Source organism: Varibaculum massiliense (assembly GCF_900106855.1).
GTDB classification, from domain to species: Bacteria; Actinomycetota; Actinomycetes; order Actinomycetales; family Actinomycetaceae; genus Varibaculum; species Varibaculum massiliense.
The window spans coordinates 2,167,042-2,187,941 of record NZ_FNWI01000004.1 but is presented as its reverse complement, the minus strand read 5'-3'; the positions used below and the strand labels follow the sequence as shown (position 1 = coordinate 2,187,941).

The 20,900-nt window shown below is 51.8% G+C and carries 24 protein-coding genes, 1 other RNA gene and 2 pseudogenes; 14 read left to right on the top strand and 13 right to left on the bottom strand.

What is annotated here, in order from left to right; translation table 11 throughout:
* Positions 1-48: 48 nt before the first annotated feature.
* Positions 49-666 carry a PPA1309 family protein gene (locus BQ5456_RS09660; protein WP_071129784.1) on the top strand — a complete coding sequence of 206 codons (618 nt, stop codon included), beginning with the start codon at positions 49-51 and terminating at the stop codon, positions 664-666.
* Here the strand turns inward: BQ5456_RS09660 and BQ5456_RS09655 are convergent.
* A complete protein-coding gene (locus BQ5456_RS09655; RefSeq protein WP_083378474.1) occupies positions 626-1,717 on the bottom strand; it encodes a YlbL family protein in 1,092 nt (363 codons plus the stop codon). The two genes, BQ5456_RS09660 and BQ5456_RS09655, sit on opposite strands and share 41 nt — an antisense overlap.
* A 117-nt stretch (positions 1,718-1,834) precedes the next feature.
* Here BQ5456_RS09655 and BQ5456_RS09650 point away from each other — a divergent pair, with 117 nt between their 5' ends.
* Both BQ5456_RS09650 and BQ5456_RS09645 read left to right on the top strand, forming a co-directional pair.
* Positions 1,835-3,436 carry a zinc-dependent metalloprotease gene (locus BQ5456_RS09650; RefSeq protein WP_071129783.1) on the top strand — a complete coding sequence of 534 codons (1,602 nt, stop codon included), beginning with the start codon at positions 1,835-1,837 and terminating at the stop codon, positions 3,434-3,436.
* 110 nt (positions 3,437-3,546) lie between these two features.
* Complete coding sequence (locus BQ5456_RS09645; RefSeq protein ID WP_071129782.1) at positions 3,547-4,488, top strand: hypothetical protein; 942 nt, start codon at positions 3,547-3,549, stop codon at positions 4,486-4,488.
* Here BQ5456_RS09645 and BQ5456_RS09640 read toward each other — a convergent pair.
* Together BQ5456_RS09640 and nudC are read right to left on the bottom strand one after the other, a co-directional pair.
* Complete coding sequence (locus BQ5456_RS09640; protein ID WP_083378473.1) at positions 4,485-6,530, bottom strand: ATP-dependent DNA helicase UvrD2; 2,046 nt, start codon at positions 6,528-6,530, stop codon at positions 4,485-4,487. The two genes, BQ5456_RS09645 and BQ5456_RS09640, sit on opposite strands and share 4 nt — an antisense overlap.
* Positions 6,531-6,540: 10 nt before the next feature.
* A complete protein-coding gene (gene nudC / locus BQ5456_RS09635; protein ID WP_083378472.1) occupies positions 6,541-7,596 on the bottom strand; it encodes an NAD(+) diphosphatase in 1,056 nt (351 codons plus the stop codon).
* A gap of 161 nt (positions 7,597-7,757) precedes the next feature.
* Between nudC and rph the strand changes: the two genes are divergently transcribed.
* Positions 7,758-8,492, top strand: a complete 735-nt coding sequence (gene rph, locus BQ5456_RS09630) for a ribonuclease PH (RefSeq protein ID WP_288816333.1) — start codon at positions 7,758-7,760, stop codon at positions 8,490-8,492.
* On the top strand, positions 8,489-9,148 hold the full coding sequence (gene rdgB / locus BQ5456_RS09625) for an RdgB/HAM1 family non-canonical purine NTP pyrophosphatase (RefSeq protein WP_071129780.1): 660 nt from the start codon (positions 8,489-8,491) through the stop codon (positions 9,146-9,148). The genes rph and rdgB overlap by 4 nt, the downstream gene beginning before the upstream one ends.
* A gap of 22 nt (positions 9,149-9,170) precedes the next feature.
* Here the strand turns inward: rdgB and BQ5456_RS09620 are convergent, their stop codons facing one another.
* Genes BQ5456_RS09620 through BQ5456_RS09605 form a run of 4 tightly spaced genes read right to left on the bottom strand, consistent with a single transcriptional unit; the run spans position 9,171 to position 11,664 of the window.
* Positions 9,171-9,956 carry an MBL fold metallo-hydrolase gene (locus BQ5456_RS09620; RefSeq protein ID WP_071129779.1) on the bottom strand — a complete coding sequence of 262 codons (786 nt, stop codon included), beginning with the start codon at positions 9,954-9,956 and terminating at the stop codon, positions 9,171-9,173.
* Positions 9,953-10,768, bottom strand: coding sequence for a glutamate racemase (gene murI, locus BQ5456_RS09615; protein ID WP_071129778.1), 816 nt, complete (start codon positions 10,766-10,768; stop codon positions 9,953-9,955). Before murI ends, BQ5456_RS09620 begins: the two co-directional genes overlap by 4 nt.
* Before the next feature lie 9 nt (positions 10,769-10,777).
* Positions 10,778-11,371, bottom strand: a complete 594-nt coding sequence (locus BQ5456_RS09610; protein ID WP_071129777.1) for a DUF2017 family protein — start codon at positions 11,369-11,371, stop codon at positions 10,778-10,780.
* A complete protein-coding gene (locus BQ5456_RS09605) occupies positions 11,368-11,664 on the bottom strand; it encodes an ATP-dependent Clp protease adaptor ClpS (RefSeq protein ID WP_071129776.1) in 297 nt (98 codons plus the stop codon). The genes BQ5456_RS09610 and BQ5456_RS09605 overlap by 4 nt, the downstream gene beginning before the upstream one ends.
* Positions 11,665-11,808: 144 nt before the next feature.
* On the opposite strand from BQ5456_RS09605, the gene BQ5456_RS09600 reads away from it, so the two are divergent.
* Positions 11,809-13,203, top strand: coding sequence for a nicotinate phosphoribosyltransferase (locus BQ5456_RS09600; RefSeq protein WP_071129775.1), 1,395 nt, complete (start codon positions 11,809-11,811; stop codon positions 13,201-13,203).
* Between the two features lie 141 nt (positions 13,204-13,344).
* Here BQ5456_RS09600 and BQ5456_RS09595 read toward each other — a convergent pair whose 3' ends face one another.
* Positions 13,345-13,659, bottom strand: coding sequence for a DUF3039 domain-containing protein (locus BQ5456_RS09595; protein ID WP_235858573.1), 315 nt, complete (start codon positions 13,657-13,659; stop codon positions 13,345-13,347).
* A gap of 273 nt (positions 13,660-13,932) precedes the next feature.
* On the opposite strand from BQ5456_RS09595, the gene ssrA reads away from it, so the two are divergent.
* From ssrA to BQ5456_RS09565, 7 genes and pseudogenes are all read left to right on the top strand, one after another.
* Positions 13,933-14,311, top strand: a transfer-messenger RNA (tmRNA) gene (ssrA, locus tag BQ5456_RS09590).
* 193 nt (positions 14,312-14,504) lie between these two features.
* The gene (locus tag BQ5456_RS09585; protein ID WP_071129773.1) at positions 14,505-15,644 is read left to right on the top strand and encodes a site-specific integrase; all 1,140 of its coding nucleotides are present in this window, start codon (positions 14,505-14,507) and stop codon (positions 15,642-15,644) included.
* A 95-nt stretch (positions 15,645-15,739) separates the two neighbouring features.
* A complete protein-coding gene (locus BQ5456_RS09580; protein ID WP_071129772.1) occupies positions 15,740-16,324 on the top strand; it encodes a hypothetical protein in 585 nt (194 codons plus the stop codon).
* Between the two features lie 286 nt (positions 16,325-16,610).
* A pseudogene (locus BQ5456_RS10750) lies at positions 16,611-16,676 on the top strand (zinc-ribbon domain-containing protein); the annotation flags it as partial.
* Between the two features lie 18 nt (positions 16,677-16,694).
* A complete protein-coding gene (locus BQ5456_RS09575; protein ID WP_071129771.1) occupies positions 16,695-17,288 on the top strand; it encodes a hypothetical protein in 594 nt (197 codons plus the stop codon).
* Positions 17,289-17,496: 208 nt separating this feature from the next.
* Positions 17,497-17,703 (top strand): hypothetical protein, encoded by a 207-nt coding sequence (locus BQ5456_RS09570; protein WP_071129770.1) that lies wholly within the window; start codon positions 17,497-17,499, stop codon positions 17,701-17,703.
* A 12-nt stretch (positions 17,704-17,715) separates the two neighbouring features.
* Entirely contained in the window at positions 17,716-18,045 is a 330-nt protein-coding gene (locus tag BQ5456_RS09565) for a hypothetical protein (RefSeq protein ID WP_071129769.1), read from the top strand.
* A 7-nt stretch (positions 18,046-18,052) separates the two neighbouring features.
* Here the strand turns inward: BQ5456_RS09565 and BQ5456_RS09560 are convergent, their stop codons facing one another.
* The 5 genes from BQ5456_RS09560 to BQ5456_RS10665 all read right to left on the bottom strand — a co-directional run bounded on the left by BQ5456_RS09560 (position 18,053) and on the right by BQ5456_RS10665 (position 20,695).
* Positions 18,053-19,021: a hypothetical protein gene (locus tag BQ5456_RS09560; RefSeq protein ID WP_071129768.1), complete on the bottom strand. Its 969-nt coding sequence runs from the start codon at positions 19,019-19,021 to the stop codon at positions 18,053-18,055.
* Positions 19,021-19,275, bottom strand: a complete 255-nt coding sequence (locus BQ5456_RS09555; protein WP_071129767.1) for a hypothetical protein — start codon at positions 19,273-19,275, stop codon at positions 19,021-19,023. Before BQ5456_RS09555 ends, BQ5456_RS09560 begins: the two co-directional genes overlap by 1 nt.
* A gap of 220 nt (positions 19,276-19,495) precedes the next feature.
* A complete protein-coding gene (locus BQ5456_RS09550) occupies positions 19,496-20,089 on the bottom strand; it encodes a DUF1700 domain-containing protein (protein WP_071129766.1) in 594 nt (197 codons plus the stop codon).
* Between the two features lie 2 nt (positions 20,090-20,091).
* Positions 20,092-20,424 (bottom strand): PadR family transcriptional regulator, encoded by a 333-nt coding sequence (locus BQ5456_RS09545; protein ID WP_071130035.1) that lies wholly within the window; start codon positions 20,422-20,424, stop codon positions 20,092-20,094.
* Between the two features lie 145 nt (positions 20,425-20,569).
* Positions 20,570-20,695, bottom strand: coding sequence for a hypothetical protein (locus tag BQ5456_RS10665; RefSeq protein WP_268872102.1), 126 nt, complete (start codon positions 20,693-20,695; stop codon positions 20,570-20,572).
* Between BQ5456_RS10665 and BQ5456_RS10630 the strand changes: the two are divergent.
* Positions 20,642-20,752 (top strand): annotated as a pseudogene (locus BQ5456_RS10630) (N-acetylmuramoyl-L-alanine amidase); the annotation flags it as partial. The gene BQ5456_RS10665 and the pseudogene BQ5456_RS10630 sit on opposite strands and share 54 nt — an antisense overlap.
* Positions 20,753-20,900: the final 148 nt, after the last annotated feature.

Genomic DNA, 20,900 nt, shown 5'->3' with positions numbered 1-20,900 from the left:
GGCGAGGATAACTAGCCGCTACGCTGCAGAAAATGGCAACATAACACCATGACTACTTCACCGGATTTATCTGCCGCGCAGCTATCGCTGCGTCTAGCGGTTTCCTCTTTAGAAAAAGACGTGGCTCAGCTGGGATGGGATCGCTCCCCCAGCCTGTTTGCTTTTGTCTATACCAAGTCGATTTTCCCTCAGTTAGCAGCACAGATGGATCCGGCTCAAGCAGATCAGCTGCGCGAGGCACTATCCGAAAATTCGCTGCACCTGACGGCAGTCCTCCAAGATCACCTGCCCCCCGCAGATTTAATGGAGACTCTCGGGCATTTAGTTTTTGGCGAGGACGTGGCGGGAGTAGCGGTCGCGATGGAACGTTTCCTGGTTTCCCCGCAAGCTGATGCCGAAGCGCCCACAGATCCGAAAGAGCGCGAAAAGTTCTTACTTGCCCACCCCTCCCGCCAGGACGTGCGGATTGTGGCCGGGGCTACCCGCGACGGCAACACCTGGTGCGCGAGCCGCGCCCGCGTCGAAGATAGCGACGAAATGGTGGCGCAAGGAGAAAATATCGTGCCGGAGCTGCTGGAAGTATTAAAAGCTATGTTGGTTAGCGATGAGGAACTAGCCCAGCTCGCTATTGAGCCGGGCAGCGCGGCAGTTTCTGAATCTGATTAGCGGCGATTTGCGCGGTTACCTGACGCGCCTGATGCAGATTTTGCACCGGAATCGCGCGGATTCCTTTAATCGGTTCTACCTGCGGGCAATTCGCTTTCGGCATTAAAAACCACTGCGCACCATCTTTTTTAGCGCCTGCCATCTTTTGGGGAATCCCCGAAATCGCCAGCACCTGTCCCCCGTAGGAGATAGCTCCGGTTCCCGCTATTTCTTTTCCGCCGGTCAAAGAGGGCGCGCTCATGCGGTCAATTATCCCCAGCGCAAACATGGTTCCTGCCGAGGGACCTCCTACTTCCTGCAAAGCGATTTTAATGTCCACCGGCAGTTTTGCCTGGGGATTCAAGAAAATTCCCAATTGAGATCCCTGGCGACCATCATTAGGTTTACGGGTTTTGCCACTAACTGAAATAGTTTTGCCTGCCCGCTGCACGCTGAAGTCCAGCGAAGTTCCCGGCGGGGTTTGCTCTAAAACATCAAAAAGTGAGTTAGCCAGCTCTAACTGCCGAGTTTTTCCCCGGAAAGTGACCGTCTGCAAAATGTCATTTTCTTTGAGCTTGGCCGCGAAATCGGAGTCCGGGGCTACCCCGGTAACTTTGAACTTTGCCGGAATCTTATATCCGAGTTCACTCAGCGCCGCCACTTTCGCGCTGAGCTGTGAATCCTCCATTTGTGCTTGCGAAACCTGTTCTACCTGTTTGGCAGTCACTCCTGCAGGGTAAACCGAGGATTCGGGTAAAACTTCGGTAAAAGAACGTATTTTAGCCAGGAGTACTTCTGCATAGGTAACGTGGGTTCCCGGACCGCCTCGCATAGAAACCGTTACCATCCGCAGCTGCCCCTTCGTGGGATAAGTTTTCGCGCCCTCGACTTTAATAATCTGACCTTGCCCCGACTGGGAGCCAAGAACATCAAAAGTGGGGCCCGGGGATTCGATTACAAAGGGGGCGCGAATAGCGAAACCAAGCACCAGGAAACCGACTAGGGACAACGCCATCATGGCTTTCCCGATTCTCCCCTGTCGGCGGGATTTCTTTGACTGTTTACCGGCCACGAACTCTCCTTCTTTAGGTCTCAATTTTGCTCCGCCCAAGGCGAAACTAGCACTGCTACCTAGTCCTCAGCCAGCAATACCGATACTCTTAAAGACAGTAGTCAATTTTTAGGGGGTGTGCAGCACTTGCAGGAGCATAGCGGCGATGAGCAGCGACCGGAATGGTTCCAGATGCTTAAACAAATGCTGGGGGAAGAGGCTGCCGAGGACGCCTACCGCCAGCTACAAGAGCATGGCATCGACCCCGAAAAACTCGCGGGCGGCACGATTCCGTTCCCCTTCCCTGCTGGCACCTCTAATCCTGCCAGTCAGTTAAAACACTTCTTCGCTCCCCGCGAGGGCGCCGTTAACTGGCAGGCAGCTACGGAAGTTGCTGCTTCCCGCCTCCCCAGTAGTGCCCCCACCAGCGCTGCCCAAGCGCAAAAGATTCGTGAACAACTTTCGGTAGCAGATTTATGGCTAGATACGGTCACTACTTTGAGCCCGACTGCCACCACTCGAGTAGCCTGGACTCCCCAAGAATGGATACAGGCGACTTTGCCGGCATGGCAGCGTCTCACCGAGCCGGTGATCGCAAACGTTGTGCGGGCGTTTACCGAGGCCATCGGGGAACAATTGGAGCGCCAAGGCATTGATACTGAAGAGATGAAGGCTTCGGCCGCTATCCCGGGAGTTGGGCAGATTCTCGGTCCTATGGATCCCGATTCTTTACTAAAAAACCTGGCAGCCGGACTCTTTGCAGTACAGATTGGGCAGGCCATGGGGCAAATCGCCCAGGCCGCTTTTGGCTCTACTGACATCGGTATTCCCCTGGCTAAGGAACAAATCATGGGGTTGGTACCGGTAAATATCGCAGCCTTTGCGAAGGATCTAGATATTTCAGAAGGCGAAGTCGGTCAATATCTTGCGGTGCGTGAAGCCGCTCATGCCCGACTTTTCCATTCGGTCCCCTGGCTGCGCCACAAGTTATCGCAACTTATTGGTCGCTATGCGCAAGAGATTCGGGTCGATGGAGACGCGATTGATCGTTCGGTAAGAGATTTACAAGACCGTCTTCAAGAACAATTTGGCGAGGGGGAAGGGATGATTGGTTTCCCACTGGGAAACTTCGACCCTTCCAATCTGGGAATCGGAATTCCCGCCGATATTTTTGCAGCTGAAGAAACTGACACCCAGCGCCAAGCGATGGAAGATTTACAAACCGTATTGGCGTTGATTGAAGGCTGGGTGGATGAAGTTTCCACTCGAGCGTGTATGCCTAACCTGGAACACGTAATTCAGCTACGCGAGTTAATGCGGCGGCGCCGAGCCACTACTTCCCCGATCGAGAAGGTGCTAAAGCCACTGATTGGAATGGAGCTTAGCCCCAAGTATTCTCGGCAGGCCGCAAATCTTTGGTCCACGCTGCTCAGCCAGCAAGGGATGGAAAAACGCGACCAACTCTGGTCACACCCGGATATGATTCCAACTTTGCAAGACTTAACTGACCCGGAAAATTTCGTAGCAAACAGTGGGAAAGAACCAGAAAAAGACCAGGTAGACCAGGATCTGGATTCGTTGCTTTCTGGAACTTTAGGTTGGGCGCAAGGACTAACCCCGGAAGTTGATTCTCAAGGTGATCAGATGATGGGCAATCCTCACCCCCACGACCTAAGTGAGGACGGAAAAACTCCTCCTGAGGACACTGCTCCAGATTCATCAACCACAGATCAGTCTTAATGGAAACGATTACCCAACGAGTTAGCAGCTAAATATAGGTTTAAAATAGGTTATCCACAGTTTCAAAATCACTCTAGTTTTGAGAGCGATCCCCTGGGATGCTTCTTTTTATGCGCTTAATAAACGGCTCAGTATTGTTGCTACGATCCGGAGGAAAAGCCCAATTCGGCACCGGAGAACGTAACGGATTCCTAGTGAAGGGACTAACTCCCGCCCATATAGCCATTTTGAAATGGATATTCGAGAAACAAAATTGGTACAACTCTCACCTCGAGCGTCGCTTCCCCGAAAACAAGAAAGAAGTCGCTGAAATCCTAAAGGTACTCTCCGATGGGGGTCTGACCGCGAAACATCAGGTACCGGATGGGGACTGCGCCTGTGCCTTCCACCTCTACGGTTCAGATGCCCCGATTAAAGCCCGCAAAGAAGCCTTAATCGGAATCAGCGGATTGGGACCCTTAGGAATTTCCCTATCCCGCAAGCTAGTAGCCTGCGGGATAAAATCTTTAATTTTACGCGATCACGAGCAAGTTAAAACCCGTGACCTGTGTGTTTACAGTGATGGGCAGTTGGGCGCAGTTCGCCAAGATGTCGCCCCCTTGCTGCTAGGGGTAAATAAGCAGCTGCCTAACCGGTCAGTTACCTTAGAAATCGCAATCTGTTCCTATCTGACGAATCCGACGTGGGCAGAAGCCTGCATCAAGCAGGGGCTACCTCATCTGCCGATTATTAAACGGGAAACCGAAATCGAGGTCGGCCCCCTGTTTATTCCCGGGCGTACCTGTTGCCTTCACTGCCAACATTTAGCGAAACGCGACGTGGATCCAGAGTGGCCGCAGCTGGCTGCCCAACTGACCGGCAGCGATCCGGTAATGGCAGATACTTCTTTATCCGAATATGCCACTGCTTTCGCGGTTAGAGAGATTTTAAGCTATCTAGCTGGTCTGCCAGTCTCCTTAGTAGGAGCCTCTTGGGTTTTCAATCCCGCCGACCCCTTGCCGCAGGTACGTCAATGGCTACCACATCCGCAGTGTGGCTGCGTAAGCTGCTAATTTTCTAGAATCTTCAGGTTCTCCCCGGCAACCTGCAGTGGATCTGCCCCGCCAATGATTCTCAAAATTGCCGCCCCAAACTTCTCTAGTTTTACCGGTCCAATCCCTCTCAGCAGTGAAAGCTGCTTGAGATTCTTGGGAGCTACCGTGGCAATATCGCGCAAAGTAGTATCCGAAAGCACCGTATAGGCCGGTTTATCCAGCCCTTTAGCCAGTTCTAGTCTCCAGTGCCGCAAGTGCTCAAAAAGTTCTTGTTCCTCCGGGCTGGCTGCAAGCAAGAAACGTTTAGTTTCCCCGCGCGCCTGGGGGCTGCGCGTAGCTTTCACTGCCGAAGTCTTTCGCGGCCAAACCGGAGAGAAGAACCGCGAGCAGGCACGGGTAGCCTTGCGATCTACAGAGCGTTTTGCCCCGTAACTAACAAAGAGTTCATCGCGCGCGCGGGTAACTGCCACATAAGCAAGGCGCCGCTCTTCTGCCAGGTCTTTAGGGGATTTCGCCTGGGCAATAGGCAGTAACCCCTCGCTTACTCCCGCTAAGAAAACAGTTTTCCATTCCAAGCCTTTCGCGGAATGGATAGAGGCCAAGGTGACTCCCCCGCCCGAGGGATCTAACTCTGCCTCTGCTAGTTCTTGCCACTCGCGCACTAAAGACTCCAGAGATAATCCCGCCGCCTGTTTGAGCTGTGCCTGTTCTACCAGGGAATTTAGGGCTTCCCAACGCTCCAAGATTGCCCCTTGAGTGGGGGGCGCCTGCTGCGACCATCCCAGCGGACGGGCTAGTTCAGTCACGATTTCCCCAATATCCCCTTTAGCTCCCCGCCGCGCAAGCGCGTGTGCCTGTTTCACCAGGGCAGAAACTTCGGGACGTTTGAAAAAACTTTCGGCTCCGCGCACGCAATATTTCACTTCCAGATGCGCCAAAGCCGCCTCAAATTGGCTGGACTGCGCGTTAGTCCGAAATAACACCGCAATTTCGCTAGGGCGGGTACCAGCTTCGATTCGTTCCTTAATCATTTTTGCAACCGCGCGCGCCTCGTCCTCGTCATCCAGGTAACGGTCAAAACGCACCGCTTTCCCAGATTCGCGCATGGAAGTGAGCCGTACCGCCTGCTTTTTAGTTTCTTTATCGCGGGTAACGATGCCGTTAGCTAAAGAAACTATTTGCGGAGTAGAGCGATAGTCTCGAGAAAGCGTCACCACTTGGGCTCCGGCATATTCCTTGGCGAAATTGCCTAAATACTGCGGGCTGGCTCCGGCGAAAGAATAAATGGTTTGTGCCGCGTCCCCGACTACGCAAAGATCCCGATTCCTCGGTCCCAGCCAGAGTTCTAGCAGGTGCTTTTGCAGCGGAGAAATATCTTGATACTCATCAACTACAAAAAAACGATATTGGGAGCGAATCTGCTGGGCAATATCGGGACGTTCCTCAATCATCCCGCAGGTCAAAGCGAGTACATCTTCGAAATCAATCACGGAACGTTCCCGTTTCGCTTCGGCGTATCCGCGCATAATATCGGCCATATCGTAGGTGGAAATCCCTGCCGGGGGTTGCCAGCCTCCGCTCTTTGCCCACTTGCCGTAGTTATCAGGGTCAACCATACTCACCGCGGCCATTTCAATCGCTGCCGCATAGTCGCGCAAGGCTGCTCGATCATGCGGCAACCCCAGACGCGAGGCCACTGCCCCCACCAGGGAAGATTTAGTTTTCATGATTTTCGGTAACTCGCCACCGACGGCAGTGGGCCAAAAATATCTCAGCTGCCGCAAAGCTGCGGAGTGAAAAGTACGCGCCTGCACCCCCTCGACTCCGAGGGCGCGTAGCCTGGCAGCCATTTCCGCAGCCGCCCGCACCGTAAAAGTAACCGCTAATACTGAGGTAGGAGTGTAGACGCCACTGCGCACCCCGTAGGCAATGCGATAGGTGATTGCCCGGGTTTTACCGGTACCCGCCCCCGCCCGAATACATACTGGTCCTCGCAAAGCGCGGGAAGCGCTTGCCTGATCGGGATCTAAATGCTTTAGTAGTTCTTCTGCCTGCTCCACATTAATTACCTTAAAGGTTACGGTCTTCAGGACGAACGATTGGTTGCCCCAGCCACTTTTCAATCAGATTAGCGGCAATGGTGGCCGGCCCGGGAGGACTAATTTCTTTTCCCGCCACTAGCTCCATAAACTCTGTGCGAGTTACCCAGAGAGCGCGGTCGATTTCGGTTTCATCCAACCGAAAATAGGGGTTTCGCGCACGCGCAAAAAATCCCAACATTAACGAGCGAGGATACGGCCATGGCTGAGAGGTCAGGTAAGTAACTTCATCAACTTCTAGTCCTACTTCTTCCTCAATTTCGCGGTGAACAGCCGCTTCTAGGGATTCGCCGGTTTCTAAATATCCGGCAATCAAAGAATAAAAGTCGCTTTCCCAAGCGGTATTGTGCGCCAATAGCAGCCGGTCAGACTCATCGCAGATAGCTACAATAACCGAGGGATCTTGGCGCGGGTACACAATGTTAGAGCATCCCGGGCAGTGCAGTTCCCACCCGCCGGCCGCCACCCTAAGAGCCGCCCCGCAACGCGAACAATAGCTGGTGCCGCCGTGCCACACCGCTAGGCAAACCGCATGTGTGGCGATTGCTGCGTCCTCGCCCCTTAGGAACGCCCCAACTTGTCGCAGCGGGATTAGCCCTAGGGAATTAGTGGTGTGTTCGGCGATTCCTGCCAGTTCATGGTCGCTAATAAACAGAACCACCCGGCTAGTAGCACCTACTCTGCCTAGATACCAGGCTTTACCGGCTTGATATCGCTGATCCCAGGACGCGATTTGTCCTAACATTTGCCTTTCCGCGCTGCCTAGACGGTAGAGACGTCCGCTACCTGCGGGGGCATCCACGTGGGATCGGGAAGCAGCCATTTCCGGGCCAGCGCTAACTCCCGCGGTAAGGGGTAGCAGCACCCGGCGGCGATCAGCGACCGCAAAAACTTCCGTGGCACTTTCCCGCAGCAAACTGGGTACGTGTACAAACTGGCGTCCCCCGGTGTCGAGATCGATGCGAAAACGCGAGAGTGCGGGAGTGTCCATATTCCCTAATCTATCGGCTTTACGCCTATGCGGCATCTGCTACCTGATTACCCCAATCATCTAGGTGCTATTTTCCCTAATAAGTCGCTAAATCACTGCGGAACTTTTTTGTAAAAACTAGAGCCGACTTTATCGCTGGGAGCCGACTGGAATATATAAATGCCGCTGAAATCGGCTCGCAACATATAATCGTCAACGTGAATAGTGAAAAGTTTGTGCGCGCCGATGGGCGTGCTTTTGACCAGATGCGACCGTTAAAAATCACCCGAGGATGGGCAAAGCAAGCAGAAGGCTCCGTGCTGATTGACTGTGGAAATACCCGCGTCCTCTGCAATGCTTCCCTGACCCAAGGGGTGCCGCGCTGGCGGCAAGATTCCGGCCTGGGATGGGTAACTGCCGAGTATGCGATGTTGCCGCGCGCCACCTCTACCCGTTCGGGACGGGAATCGGTACGCGGAAAAATCGGAGGACGCACCCACGAAATCTCCCGGTTAATCGGACGCTCCCTGCGCTCGATCGTAGATATGAGCGCCCTGGGGGAAAACACTATCGTACTGGACTGCGATGTTCTCAGCGCTGATGGCGGCACCCGCACCACTTCGATTACCGGCGCTTATGTGGCTTTGGTAGATGCGATTAAAGTGGGGCAAGAAAAAGGGTGGATTCGCCCTGGCAAAGTACTCTCGGATTCGTTATGTGCGGTCTCGGTTGGTTTTGTTGAGGGAAACGCCCTGCTAGATTTGCCTTACGAAGAGGATTCGCGTGCCGATGTAGATATGAATATCGTGGCGACCGGCTCGGGCAATTTCGTGGAAATCCAAGGCACCGCCGAGGGGCAAACTTTCAACCGCCCCCAGCTAGATGAACTGCTGCGGCTGGCAGATAAAGGTACCCAAGAAATTTCTGCTGTCCAGGCGGAGGCGCTTTCATGAAGATACCAGCAGGGGCACGCTTGATTCTGGCCACCCATAACCCTCATAAAGTGCGCGAACTAGCCGAGATTCTCTCTCCCCTAATCCCCGGATTTTCTTCGGAGATGATTGTGGGGGCAGGCGGATTAGGAATCGAAGAACCGGTTGAGGATGGGGTAAGTTTCACTGAAAATGCCCTGATTAAGGCACGTTTAGTGGCGCAAAGAACCGGGCTACCCACAGTCGCGGACGACTCGGGACTATGCGTAGACATTATGGGAGGCGCGCCCGGGATTTTCTCGGCGCGCTGGTGCGGGCATCACGGTGACGACCGGGCAAACCTGCAGTTATTGCTTGACCAACTGCGCGATGTTCCCGAAGAAAACCGAGGAGCCAGCTTTGTTTGTGCGGCGGTACTGGTGTCACCAGCAGGTTTAGAGCGACACTGCCTAGGGAAAATGAGTGGGAAACTGCTTTATGCCCCGCGCGGGAAGGGCGGCTTTGGTTACGATCCGATTTTCCTAGCCACAGGGCAGCAGCTCACTAACGCGGAGCTCAGCCCGGAAGAAAAGAACAGCCTTTCGCATCGGGGCAAAGCCTTCCGCGCCCTTGCTCCTGCAATCGCGGCCACTATCGAGCTTGGAGGTCAGGTTACTCCAGCTCAGGCGCGCCCCTAAACGCGTCCTTTGTGGACGAAACTTAAAGTTCGAAGCACATTCCCGAGCGGGCGATTTCTAGGTCGCCTCGCCAGGTAGTTTTCGCTTCCCTAAGGGGGATGTCCGGGTCAGTCCAGGGCTGAATATGGGTGAGTACCAGTTTCTTAGTTCCCGAATTTTGGGCTACTCGCCCGGCACGATCGCCCGACATGTGGATACCACGCACTTCGTCTTCCCTGGTAAACCCACATTCAGAGAGGAATAGATCCGAGTTAGCGGCGGCTTGCACCAAGGTATCGCACTCGTCCGAATCTCCCGAGTAGGTGAAAACTGCCTGACCGTTTTTACCAGGACCAGTAACCCGTAAAGAAAACGCAGGAACAGAGTGCCATGCGGCAAACGGTTTAATCTGCAAGGGACCGACATCAAAAGCCCGTCCCTGCTTTAGATGGTGAAAATCGAACTCGCCGCTAAAGTCATCGCGGGGACTGAAACCGTCAAGGCCGCGCACCCGATCCTTGACTCCCTTGGGCGCATACACCGGGATGGGACCGAGGGAACCGCGGGGATTCCAACGTCGGTGTACCTGCATAGACACAATATCTGAACAGTGATCGGCGTGCAGATGCGAGAGCACCACCGCGTCCAGTTGCGTGGGATCCGTATAGTTCCAAAGCTGCCCAAAAGAACCCGGTCCTAAATCAAAAACCACCGAGTAGGTGTGGGGAAGCCCTAGGGAATCAGTTCCTTCCGCCTGCACCAGATAGCAAGAAGCTGGGGAGGCGGGTCCGGACATGGAGCCAGTTACCCCTACCACTGTCACTTTCATTGAGTGATTTCCTCCTCTTTAATTCCGTTGAAGTTTGCCCCCATTATTCGAGAGGCAAGGGCGGTAAAACTATCTTTAGCTTCGGTACAAATAAAGTGATGATTAGCTTTTTCTGCCCCGAAAGGACGCAGCATTTTCGCGTCTACCAGTTCCCCATAAACTTTTCGCGCCGCTGCCGAGGATGAAGAAATCAGGGACACGTTTTCTCCCATGAAATAGGAAATCGGTCCTTCCAGAAGTGGATAGTGGGTGCAACCGAGTACTAAAGTATCTATTCCCGCTGCTTTCAAGGGGGTTAGATATTCCTCGGTAACGTCAAATAATTCTTGCGAAGCGGTGATACCATCCTCTGCGAACTCTACGAAACGCGGACAGGCTTGAGTGAAAACCTCCGCTCCCATGCGAGAGAGTTTACGCTGATAAACCCCGGATTCAATCGTGGCTCGGGTACCGATAACCCCAATCTTGCCGTTACGCGAACGGGTAACCGCACGTTCTACTGCCGGCTGTACCACTTCAATTACCGGTATCCCCTGCTCTTCTTGGTAACGAAGTCGCGCCTGATCCAATACTGCACACGAGGCGGTGTTGCACGCGATAACCAGCATCTTCACCCCTGATTCCACCAGGGAATCCATAATAGATAGGGAATACTGGCGTACGGTGTCGAGATTTTTTTCCCCGTAGGGAGTGTGGGCAGTGTCCCCCACATAACGGATTTCTTCGCGCGGCAACACATCTAAAACTGCGCGCGCTACCGTCAATCCTCCGACTCCTGAGTCGAAAATACCGATAGCAGATTCATTAGTCACAAAAACAGCCTAACTAGGCTGCGGCCAGCTATCTATCGCCTGCAAGAGTGAATCTTGCCACCCAGAGAGCCACTCATAGAAGGAAGAAACCAGAGCTTCCTCAAATTTTTCATTCCCAGTTTTGGGGTTTACCTGCTTAGACAGTTGTCTATCTGGTTGAGATTCGGCGTTTAAGTATTCGGGACTCAGCTTGCCAGATATGGCAAGACGCACATCGTTAATTCCCCCCAACCAATCCCACTCTTGCCCACTTTTTATCACCAACGTCGAACCGGTCTGTTCGGAAAGTATTTGATAGAGACGGTCTAGCCTCTCAGCTTTTTGGGTGCGCAACTGGGAATCAGTCAAATCCCGCATAGTTTGTGCGGTTCGCTCATCAGCCGCCCCCGGGGGCAAAAGCCGATCCAAAGAAGCGTTTGAAAGATGAATATCTTTAGCCGCGCCCTCGCTATCGTCCTCCCCCAGCATAGTGGTGATTTCGAAAGGCAATACCGGAGGATCCAGCAGGGTGCGCACTTCGGAAATGGCTTTTAGGAATAGTCCGCGCTCAACTTCCCCTATCTGACATGCCCATCCCCCAGGAACGGGACGGAAAATGTTCATTTTTTGTCCGGTCTGTTAAGGGTGGCACGCAGACCATAAGCGTGCAATGCTTGCACCAGGGCTTCCATTCTTTCGCGGGTGCCACAGGCCAGCTCAGCTTGCCCCTGGTTGAAAATCTCTAGCCGAGTGCGCCGGGCTTTCTCACCGGACATAGAAAACTGGTTCGCTAAAACTTGTTCCACGTAACGCGGCTGGTTAACCGGATCTCGCGAGATAGTAACCCGCCACTGCTTTAGGCGAGTACTGCCCGGATATGCAGGGGTACCCGGGTCAGAAGCCAGATGATTAACCATATATTCAGGGTATTAAAAAGCATGCGGGTATTGGGCTGTTTTGAAAGATGATTTTATTTGCGCCGCTTTTTACTTCCCAGTTTTCCTGTTTTCGCCCACCAGGCGAAAACTGGAATATAAGCCGTTTTTGAGTATGCTGAAACCATGAGTTCTTCAGTAACCACTTCTTTGTTAACCGATATGTACGAGCTGACTATGGTGGATGCCGCCTTGAAATCTGGCACCTGGAATCGCGGCTCCATTTTTGAACTATTCGGTCGCCGGCTACCGGCAGAACGTCGTTTCGGGGTGATGGCTGGCAATGCCCGCGTTATCGAAGCCCTGGAGCGTTTTCAGTTTTCGGCTGACGAGATTGACTACCTGTCTCGGGAAAAAATAGTTAGCGATGACTGCCTGGATTACCTGAAAAGCTATAAATTCAAGGGCAATATTCGCGGCTACACCGAAGGGGAATGTTACTTCGAGTCCTCTCCCCTACTGCAGGTAGAAGGCACTTTTGCCGAGTGTGTTTTATTGGAAACCGTGTTGCTGTCGATTCTAAATCACGATTGTGCGGTGGCTAGTGCGGCCTCGCGGATGACTATCGCGGCTCACGGAAGGCCGTGCGTGGATATGGGAGCGCGACGCACCCATGAACGTAGTGCAGTTTCTGCCGCACGCGCCTCCTATATCGCCGGTTTTAGAGGAACTTCCTGCTTGGAGGCGGGCAAGCGCTACGGGATTCCCACTATTGGAACCGCGGCGCACTCTTTCACTTTGATTCACGACTGCGAAGAGGACGCTTTCCGGGCGCAACTGGCAAGCCTGGGGCCGGGAACCACTTTACTGGTGGATACCTACGATGTTGCGCGCGCGGTTAAGCGGGGAGTAAAGCTGGCACGGGAAGCCGGCGGGGAACTTGGATGCGTGCGCTTGGATTCTGGAGACCTGGTTGCGGAGGCTTTCAAGGTGCGGGCGCTACTTGATTCGCTGGATGCCCAAAGCACCAAGATTACGGTCACCAATGACCTGGACGAATATGCGATTGCCGCTCTGGGGGCGGCTCCGGTTGATTCTTATGGGGTGGGCACCAAGATGGTAACTGGCTCCGGCATTCCCACTGCCGCTTTGGTATATAAACTGGTGCAGCGGGTTAATGAGGATGGCTCGATTCACGATGTCGCCAAGCGTTCGACCTCTAAATCCACTTTAGGAGGACGCAAGTTTGCGGGGCGTGCTCGCGGGGAGGATGGCTACGCTAATGCAGAGTTGGTAGTGGTGGCCGATAACGCCCAGCAGGCTGAGGTCGAGTTTGAGCGCCGCAATGCCCGTCCGCTGTTAGTTGATTTGGTTACTGATGGTCAGCCTAATCCACGTTACGTTGGCAAGCAGGCTTTGCAAGATGCTCAGGACCACCATGTGCAGGCGCGTAATGAACTCCCCTACCCCGGCTGGAGGCTGTCGGCAGGGGAAGCAGCGATTCCCACCGAGATTATTGATTTAACTGAGCGTGAGGACGAAGTAGAGGCTCCTAGTAGCAAACCAGAGCCCCGTCGCTAATCGGTTATTGCTGAGTAGCAGGCTCGGAAGACCGCCGAACCTTGGAGGTTAGGTGTATTAGATCTTCGCGCCCTCACATTTTAGGAATCGTTAACCGGCGTTTTCTGGGGACAGTACGCGGTGATACCTGCCAATAAGGTTTTAGCGGGATCCTCCCGGGCCGCGGAATGGCCAGTCGGGACCGCCGGAGGCATCCATTTCTTTCTTGATTTCTACACAGCGCGGGCATATCGGGTGATTACGAACCTCGCGGGTAGGCACCCAAACCTTGCCGCAAAGGGCGACTACTGGCTGTCCGGTGAGCCGCGAAGCTGCTAGGCGGTGCGCCGAAACATAGTGGGCGTAGCGGTCTTTGTCGCCAGGCTCTTGCCGACGAGTTTCTGGACGCTCCAGAACTCCTAGGCCGCCCTCACTCTGCCCACTGTCTGGATCTGATAAACCGCTGCGCATATCCATACCCTCCATCTTAGGCTAAGTGGCTAAAAATCGTGGCTAGCTGTGGAAATTAGCGGAGCTGAGACGCAGATATTTGCTGAGCGCGAAAGCATAGCTCGGTACAGACGGTGATTCAGTTCTTGGGGCGCACTGTGTAGAGTTTTATTGAAGAGCTCGTGGATCTGGGGGTCATCGGCCTCGAAAATGTGAGGTATTACCGTACCTATTGACTATTGGGGAAAAATTTTCGACAATTGTAGGTGGCGTTCGCGCCGGTTGTTTTTCAACTTAATAGGGGTCGATCGGTTTCGACAGCTGGTATTGGTTGCAGAGAAGCGTGCCGAGAATGTGAAGTCATCTCGCTAACGTCCTTCACAAAACAATAAGTGCTAAACATAACCGCACTGACTTCGCTCTAGCTGCTTAAGCAGAGCCTTTAAAAGTCCGTCAGCTCCGGGGGTGCTTCTACCTCGGTTCCTGGCGTCGTTTTTCAGGAGCCACTGGCTGCAGTTTTCGTCAATGGGATTGCAGCGACACTTTACAGTGACTGAGCCTATAGAATCTCTAGTTTGCCAAGTAGATTCAGGCTGAGAAAAAGCTCAGGCAAACTGCGCACGGAGAAGAATGCAGGAGTATCAGTTGGACCGGGGTTCGATTCCCCGCGGCTCCACTATTCGCCCTGGCTAACATGATGTTGGTCAGGGCTTTTTCTTATTTTTAAGCCTCCTAGCTGCAATAATAGTCAACCACACCGAGTAAAACTAGGGTAAGTGGAGCGCAATGAAGTGAAACAAAACTACGATAAGCGCAACATTTTAATGGTAATTTTAATGGTAATTTCTTAGACACCCACCAAGGAGAAAACCATGACCCCAAAACGAAGCAGCTTCGGCTATATCCGCCCCCACACCCTAAAAAGCGGCACCAAATCCTACACAGCATCATTCATAGACCCAATCACCAAAAAACGGATATCCAAAACCTTCCGCGCCCAAAGCGAAGCCCGGAAATGGTTAACAGAGCGCAAAAAAGACATCACAACAGGACAGTTCCGTACCCCGGAAGAAACCGCGCCGCTATCGCCTACGGTTAAGGAAGTGACCGATCAATGGCTAAAGGATCTGCGGGCGCGAGGAAGAAAAGAATCCACTTTGTACAGCTACGATTCAAAAATAAAGCATCCACTAGCGCAGCTTGGGGAAACGCGGCTATATGAAATAACCCCGGAAGTGATCAACCAGTATTGCGTTAAGGTTCAGTCTGACTTGCAACCGGGCGCGGCATCTAACGCCCTTGCTAAGCTGCACGCGATCCTTGCCTGGGCGGCTAAGCAGGGCATGATAGACCGGGTGACTATTGATAGGGCTTCGTGGCCGGTAATCGGGGCGGTGAAAGACCCAGAACGCCGCCAAGTAGCCACACCAGAAGAAGTAAGAATCATGGCGCAGGCTATGCCCCCAAAATACGGTTTAGCGCTGTATCTGGCTGCTTGGTGTGCTTTGCGTATGGGGGAAGTTAGGGGTTTGCAGCGTAAAGACTTCCTACGCCTCGATGAGCCGGGTAAAGCGGTGGTACAGGTGCGTAGGCAGGTTAATTCGAAAATGCATCACCAATACACCGATCTAAAAACTAAGGCCGGCAAGCGTGATGTGACGCTCCCGTCCTCGCTTATTCCAATGGTAAAGGAGCATCTGCGCGAATATGTTGATGATGCCCCGGATGCGGTTATATTCCCCAGCCCTACCGTCCCTGGCAGACCGATAGGTGACAACCTACTGAGAGAATATTTTTGGGTTGCACGCGCTAAAGCCGACATGCCCTGGTTCGTATTCCACGACCTACGCCACACCGGGCTAACTATTTTCGCGCAGCAAGGCGCAACCCTAGCAGAACTCTTAGAGCGCGGCGGACACTCAGACGTAGAAGTCGCCTTGAAATATCAGCATGCCACCATAGAGCGTGACCAAACGCTCACCGCGAAAATGGATTCGCGTATCGAGATTTAGGGACGTTCGGGTTTCGCCTTTGCTGATTGCTGGGTATGCTAGGGATTAACGGACAAAGCGCGACAGGGCGCGACATTTCGAGGCAAGGAGAGGAAGTGGCAGACAATGACGAGCAGCAGCATTTTCCCAATGAGGCAGACGCTGAAGGTGAACCTCTTCCCAACCTACGGTCTGGAGAACTGGAACAGAGGAATAGACCAAGCAGCGATGCAGTCGAGGGAGCGTCTGGAAGCGACCTACAGCCAAGCGCGGACACAGTCAGCCCTTCAGAAACTCCTATCGAACCGCTTGAAAACATTACAGGAGAAACGCTAATACAGCTCCTGGCGAGCGAAAATTACTCTTGGCGCGGTCTTTTGCCGCCTCCTGAGCATTTTAAGCAGTATAGTCCGCAAGTCCAAGGGAAGATGGTCGCTTGGAATGATGCACGCATATTAGACGAGTCAAAGCGGCTTGATAAGTTGACCGATGCCCAGATAGAGAACTCTAAAAATCTCACCGGCTGGGCGGTGTTTCTTACCATACTCTTTACTATAATGGCCGCTATCGCTGGTTTTAAGTACGAGAATACGGTGTTAGCAGCTCTTTTCTTGGGAGTCCCTGCGCTTTCCACCGTTGTGTCGATGATTAATAGCGCTCGCATAGGTGGCAAGGAGCCTCCGAAGCCACAAGAGCGCTAAGACTCTATTACCGCGAGCTCAAAAACCGACATCAGCAGCTAGGAACCGAGCACCAGCGCATCGCCGGCCAGATTGATGACCTTCGTTGCCGCCGTGCCCAAGCCATAGAAGTCCGCGACTATTTCGCCAGCCAGCCACCCCTCGATTACAGTGACCAAGCATGGAACATTCTCGTTGATCACGCAACAGTGCGTAACGACGGGAGCATAGATGTTCACCTCAAGACTGGATGACGAACTACTAATTCAAATCGCTAAAGCTATAGAGAATTGCATATCATGCAAGTATGTTATGTAGTCGTTGCCATGAATCTGCCCCGGACAATTCAAAATTCTGCCCAAAATGTGGGGAGAAACTGGGGCAGACAAGCATGAATTCCTTGACGATGAAAAGAAGTAGAATCGTTGGCAATATACAGCAAGCGGGTCGTGACATCTATAACTTTCCAGAGAGGAGTCAGAATCCAGATGTCAAATATGAAGTGACTCCTCTCTGGCGTAGCCCGATTACGCAAGCTATATTAACCTGGATAAGTTTCTTTACTGGACTAGGGTCGTTAGGAGCATTTGGCAAAGTCGTTGGAGATGTCTTTCAAAATTTAAATGCTGGGAAAGCGCACACCCAGAACATGTTCCTTTATCTCATTGTATTTGCAGTTCTTTTTATCGTTTTTGCTGGGGCATTCTCGTTGCGGAGAATAGCAAAGAATGAGACTCGGCACCCAATAGGTTTCAATAACTTGGCGATCAATGGCGAGGGGAACCGTCTGACGCTTGAGAAAATACGCGACACTTGTCCTTGCGGGGGAAAGTTGAAATATATAAATGCTCCTGTTGAGTGGATAGATCACGATAGAGATGGCAGAAAAACGCGTGAAATTACAAAACGTCATCCCTCACTGGTTTGCAATAGAAATCCAGACCATAGTTATTCAGTGGATATCGCGGAGAATAAGAAACAATAGATGAGGAAAGTGTCTAGCCTGCCTCTTTTCAAAAAATATTCGTCCACTTTATTATCTGCACCCACCTAGCCGTTCACGCACCCACCTAGAGCCTCGTATCAAAATGAACGTCTAAGTAACCTACTCATCAGCGTGAATACAGTGAAAACCCTGTGCCGATGCCAAAACTGGCACCCGAATACTTCTCTCGACCAGGTGACCGATCCGCGTGGGATATGGTGCTGCCATTGCGGCGGGTATATCAGCGTGGGTATGGGGATGCGCCGCCCCAAGCCTTGACGAGGAAACCATCAAGACCACATTCACCGCTGCTCTCCAACAGATGCTGGACGGGCAGACCGGGGTGGACGAAGTACCAGATCAGGCTGTGCGAGCCGAGTTGGATACCAGCGCGCTTGAAGCAGAAACCGAGTAACTCCTAGCTGAATTGGATTCTGCTGCGGTCGCTATAGACAAGCTCATCTACCGGAATGCGAAAAGCGCACTCAACCAGGACGAATACGCACGCAGTTTCAATGCACTAGCCACCAGGCACGCGAAGCTGGCCGACCAGCACGAGAAGCTCACCAGCCAAATCATCGATGAGCAAAAACAGGCTCAAAGCCTACGAATATTACAAGACCGAAGTCGCCAAACTAGACTGGCGCACCTCGAATTCACGCCCTATCTCTTCCATACTCTCATCGACCACGCCATCGCAAAGACCGACGGAACCATCGAATTCACCTTCAGATACGCAACTGAAGCAGCAATCTAGATGACGCTTATTTGAAAGCTTTGAGCACGTCGATGCCCTTTTTGAGAACTGCAGATTTTGCTACATGTGCCATAACGACACCAACCCCACCAACTACAATGAGCTTGCCAGCAGTTTTCGAGGCTTCTTTGACTTGATCGGGATCTTTCCATGCCTCACGCCATGACAATGGCTCTAGCATCCTATGATCTTTGTCAATGCCAAGTGGCTTACGGAAGCTTTCAATCTGGTCAGCAGTAGTGTTAATAGCCTCAACGAGGCGCTTGGCGACATTAGGATGGATAATCGTGCGTCCGACCGCAAGTGCTCCAGCTTGGTCAAGCGCAGCTAAAACCTGGCTTGTTTGATCAATTACTTTGTTCTGTCTGCGCTGTCGGTTTTTGGCTAGCCCTTTGCGATGCCCATCGTATTTCTTTGGGGCAGTCATCATCACGTGATCAAGCTCAATGAGATTAAATTGGTCTTTCAGCTCAAAACAACGCGCTAGCACGCTCAACCAGAGGTTGACTTTACCTTCTATCTCTTGGCTAAGCTTCTTCATCTCCTTGCTTGAATCGGCTCGCTTGGCCGAATCGGCCACAGAACCGAGGCTCTTCAGGGCTTCATTTTGTACGGTGGTGATACGTCCGTCTGCACTTCGCACAAGCTCCCAAATCGTCTGCGGATCACCATCTGATTCAAGCAAGGCGCAAGCTTCCTCAATTTGCTCCGCTGCAGTTTCGATTTTTGCGAGAGTCTCGTTGCGTTGATTCGTGAGAACTTCATCGAGCCTCGCATCTACGCGTGCCATGAACTCGTTAAGTTCTTTGGCTTCAAGTTGCTGAGAGAAACTTGCTAGCAAGCCACTCACGCCGGTAAGCACTGCGGGATTACCGATTAGGGCAGATGTGCTGGTATCAGCCTGAAGCCACTTCATAGAGTGATCGCCGGTTTTGCCCAGCATCAGATGGCTCACGCCTTTCTTCGCAGTGGGCATTAAACCGCCAGCCTTTTTAAGGCTTCTAACGATTCGGGAGTGAGCTTCACATACATTCCAGATTGCTGCGCAATCTGTGTAATCCTATTTGCCGCTTCAGTTCCCAAGTGCAGCCAACGACTAAACCTATCAAGAGGAACCCTGCGAGCCCATTCCGAAAGTCCGTATTGCGCAGAGAACTCCTGGATAGCATTTTCGTCACCGAGAATGAGCGCACCGTCCCCATCAGAAACAATTTCAATTTCAGCACTCATTTTCTGCTACCTCTGTACTTTCTCGACTGAACCCTTGCTAACTATTCTGAACCGGCTAAGCCACGAATGCCAGACAATCGCTATTTTGTATCCAATTCGAGCAGTAAGTTTCCATCTACTGGTATCAAATCCGGGCACACCACATTGTTGCACTCAAGATAATCTAATGTTTGCCACCATGATTCTTTATTTTATCCAAGACCGTGTAAAAACAGTACTGTCACGCTTCACTCCTTACATCACTATCCAATTTCCATTTCGTTGACTGCAAAAGGCGAATGATTCCTACAGTTCCTTTCCAGCATAGAATTCCTAAGAAAAAGAAAACAACCGCCAATAACAATCCTACCAAAAGAGCAGGAATCCCTTTTAATTCGTACATGAAAAAAACAAATTGCATCTTATCAATAAGCGGAAAATGCAGGAAGCCTTTAAGCAATCCCATTGCTCCGGCAAGAACGCTGACGCCACACGAAAAGAAGAACGAAACCGAAAATATAGCTAATGTAGGAATCAGTGAAACCCACGCTAATGAAGCAAAAGAGTAGAATCCTAAAGCCATCATAAAATGTCTGAATGAAAAATTTTTATTCTCGACAATAGCCTTGCCAAGGTAGCTTAATGCGAAGTCCTTTGCGGGTCCCATTTCCGCAATAATATCGTTTTCTGTCTGCCCCTGTTCCATGCGCTCATAAAATGAACTCTTGAGTTCACTTAAAATGTCAGTCTTTTCGAAAGCGGGCATATATTTTAAATGCTTGTCTACCTGCGACAAATATTTCTCTAACGCAATATTGTTTGACTTGTTTCCCATTTTTATAATTCTTTCCTTAGCTTAGAAATATCTTTCATCAGTGTCTTCCAGTCACTGTTCAACTCATCAAGATAGGAACATCCTGATTCAGTTATTCGATAATACTTTCTCGGTGGCACACCGTCATCCGTGTTCTGCCAATACGATTCAAGATATCCATTCTTTAATAATCGTCGTAGCAATGGATAAACCGTGTTTTCTTTTGTTTTAAGCATAGGGTAATTATCTAATGTTTGTATCAAGTCATATCCGTATCTATCCCCATCTTTGATCAGGAGAAGAATGGCATATTCAAGTGTTCCTCTTTTAATTTGCGAAATCCATTCTTCATTCATCAACTCCATCACCTTTCGTCAAATACAGTGCTACTGCGCCTTGACATGTATAGTGTACTACACAGTATAGACGTTGCAAATAGTATCATCTGCATAACAAAAAAACACCCGACCGTAGCCGAGTGCCTTAAACATTTGTATTCTGTTATGCCCGTATCTTCGTGCCGTCCAGGAAAGTGACCGTAATTGCCTTGTCTCTACCCACCAGAGAGTCAAACACCGCGACTTTTCCGCAACCGAATGCCCCGCCTCCATAGCCGGATCCCAACACGCAACCTACATGAGTAGAGCCATCTACTGGTACGACCAAATCAGCGGAAACAAACCCCAGGCGTCGAAATAGAAGAAGCCCGAATCAGCCTGTTCACGAAAACCAACTACCTGGCACTAAGAGACCAGATCACGAAAGCTCTAATCAGCGCTCGCCTGGTTATCACAGGCAGGCGCTATATCGGATACGAGGACGATACCGGCTA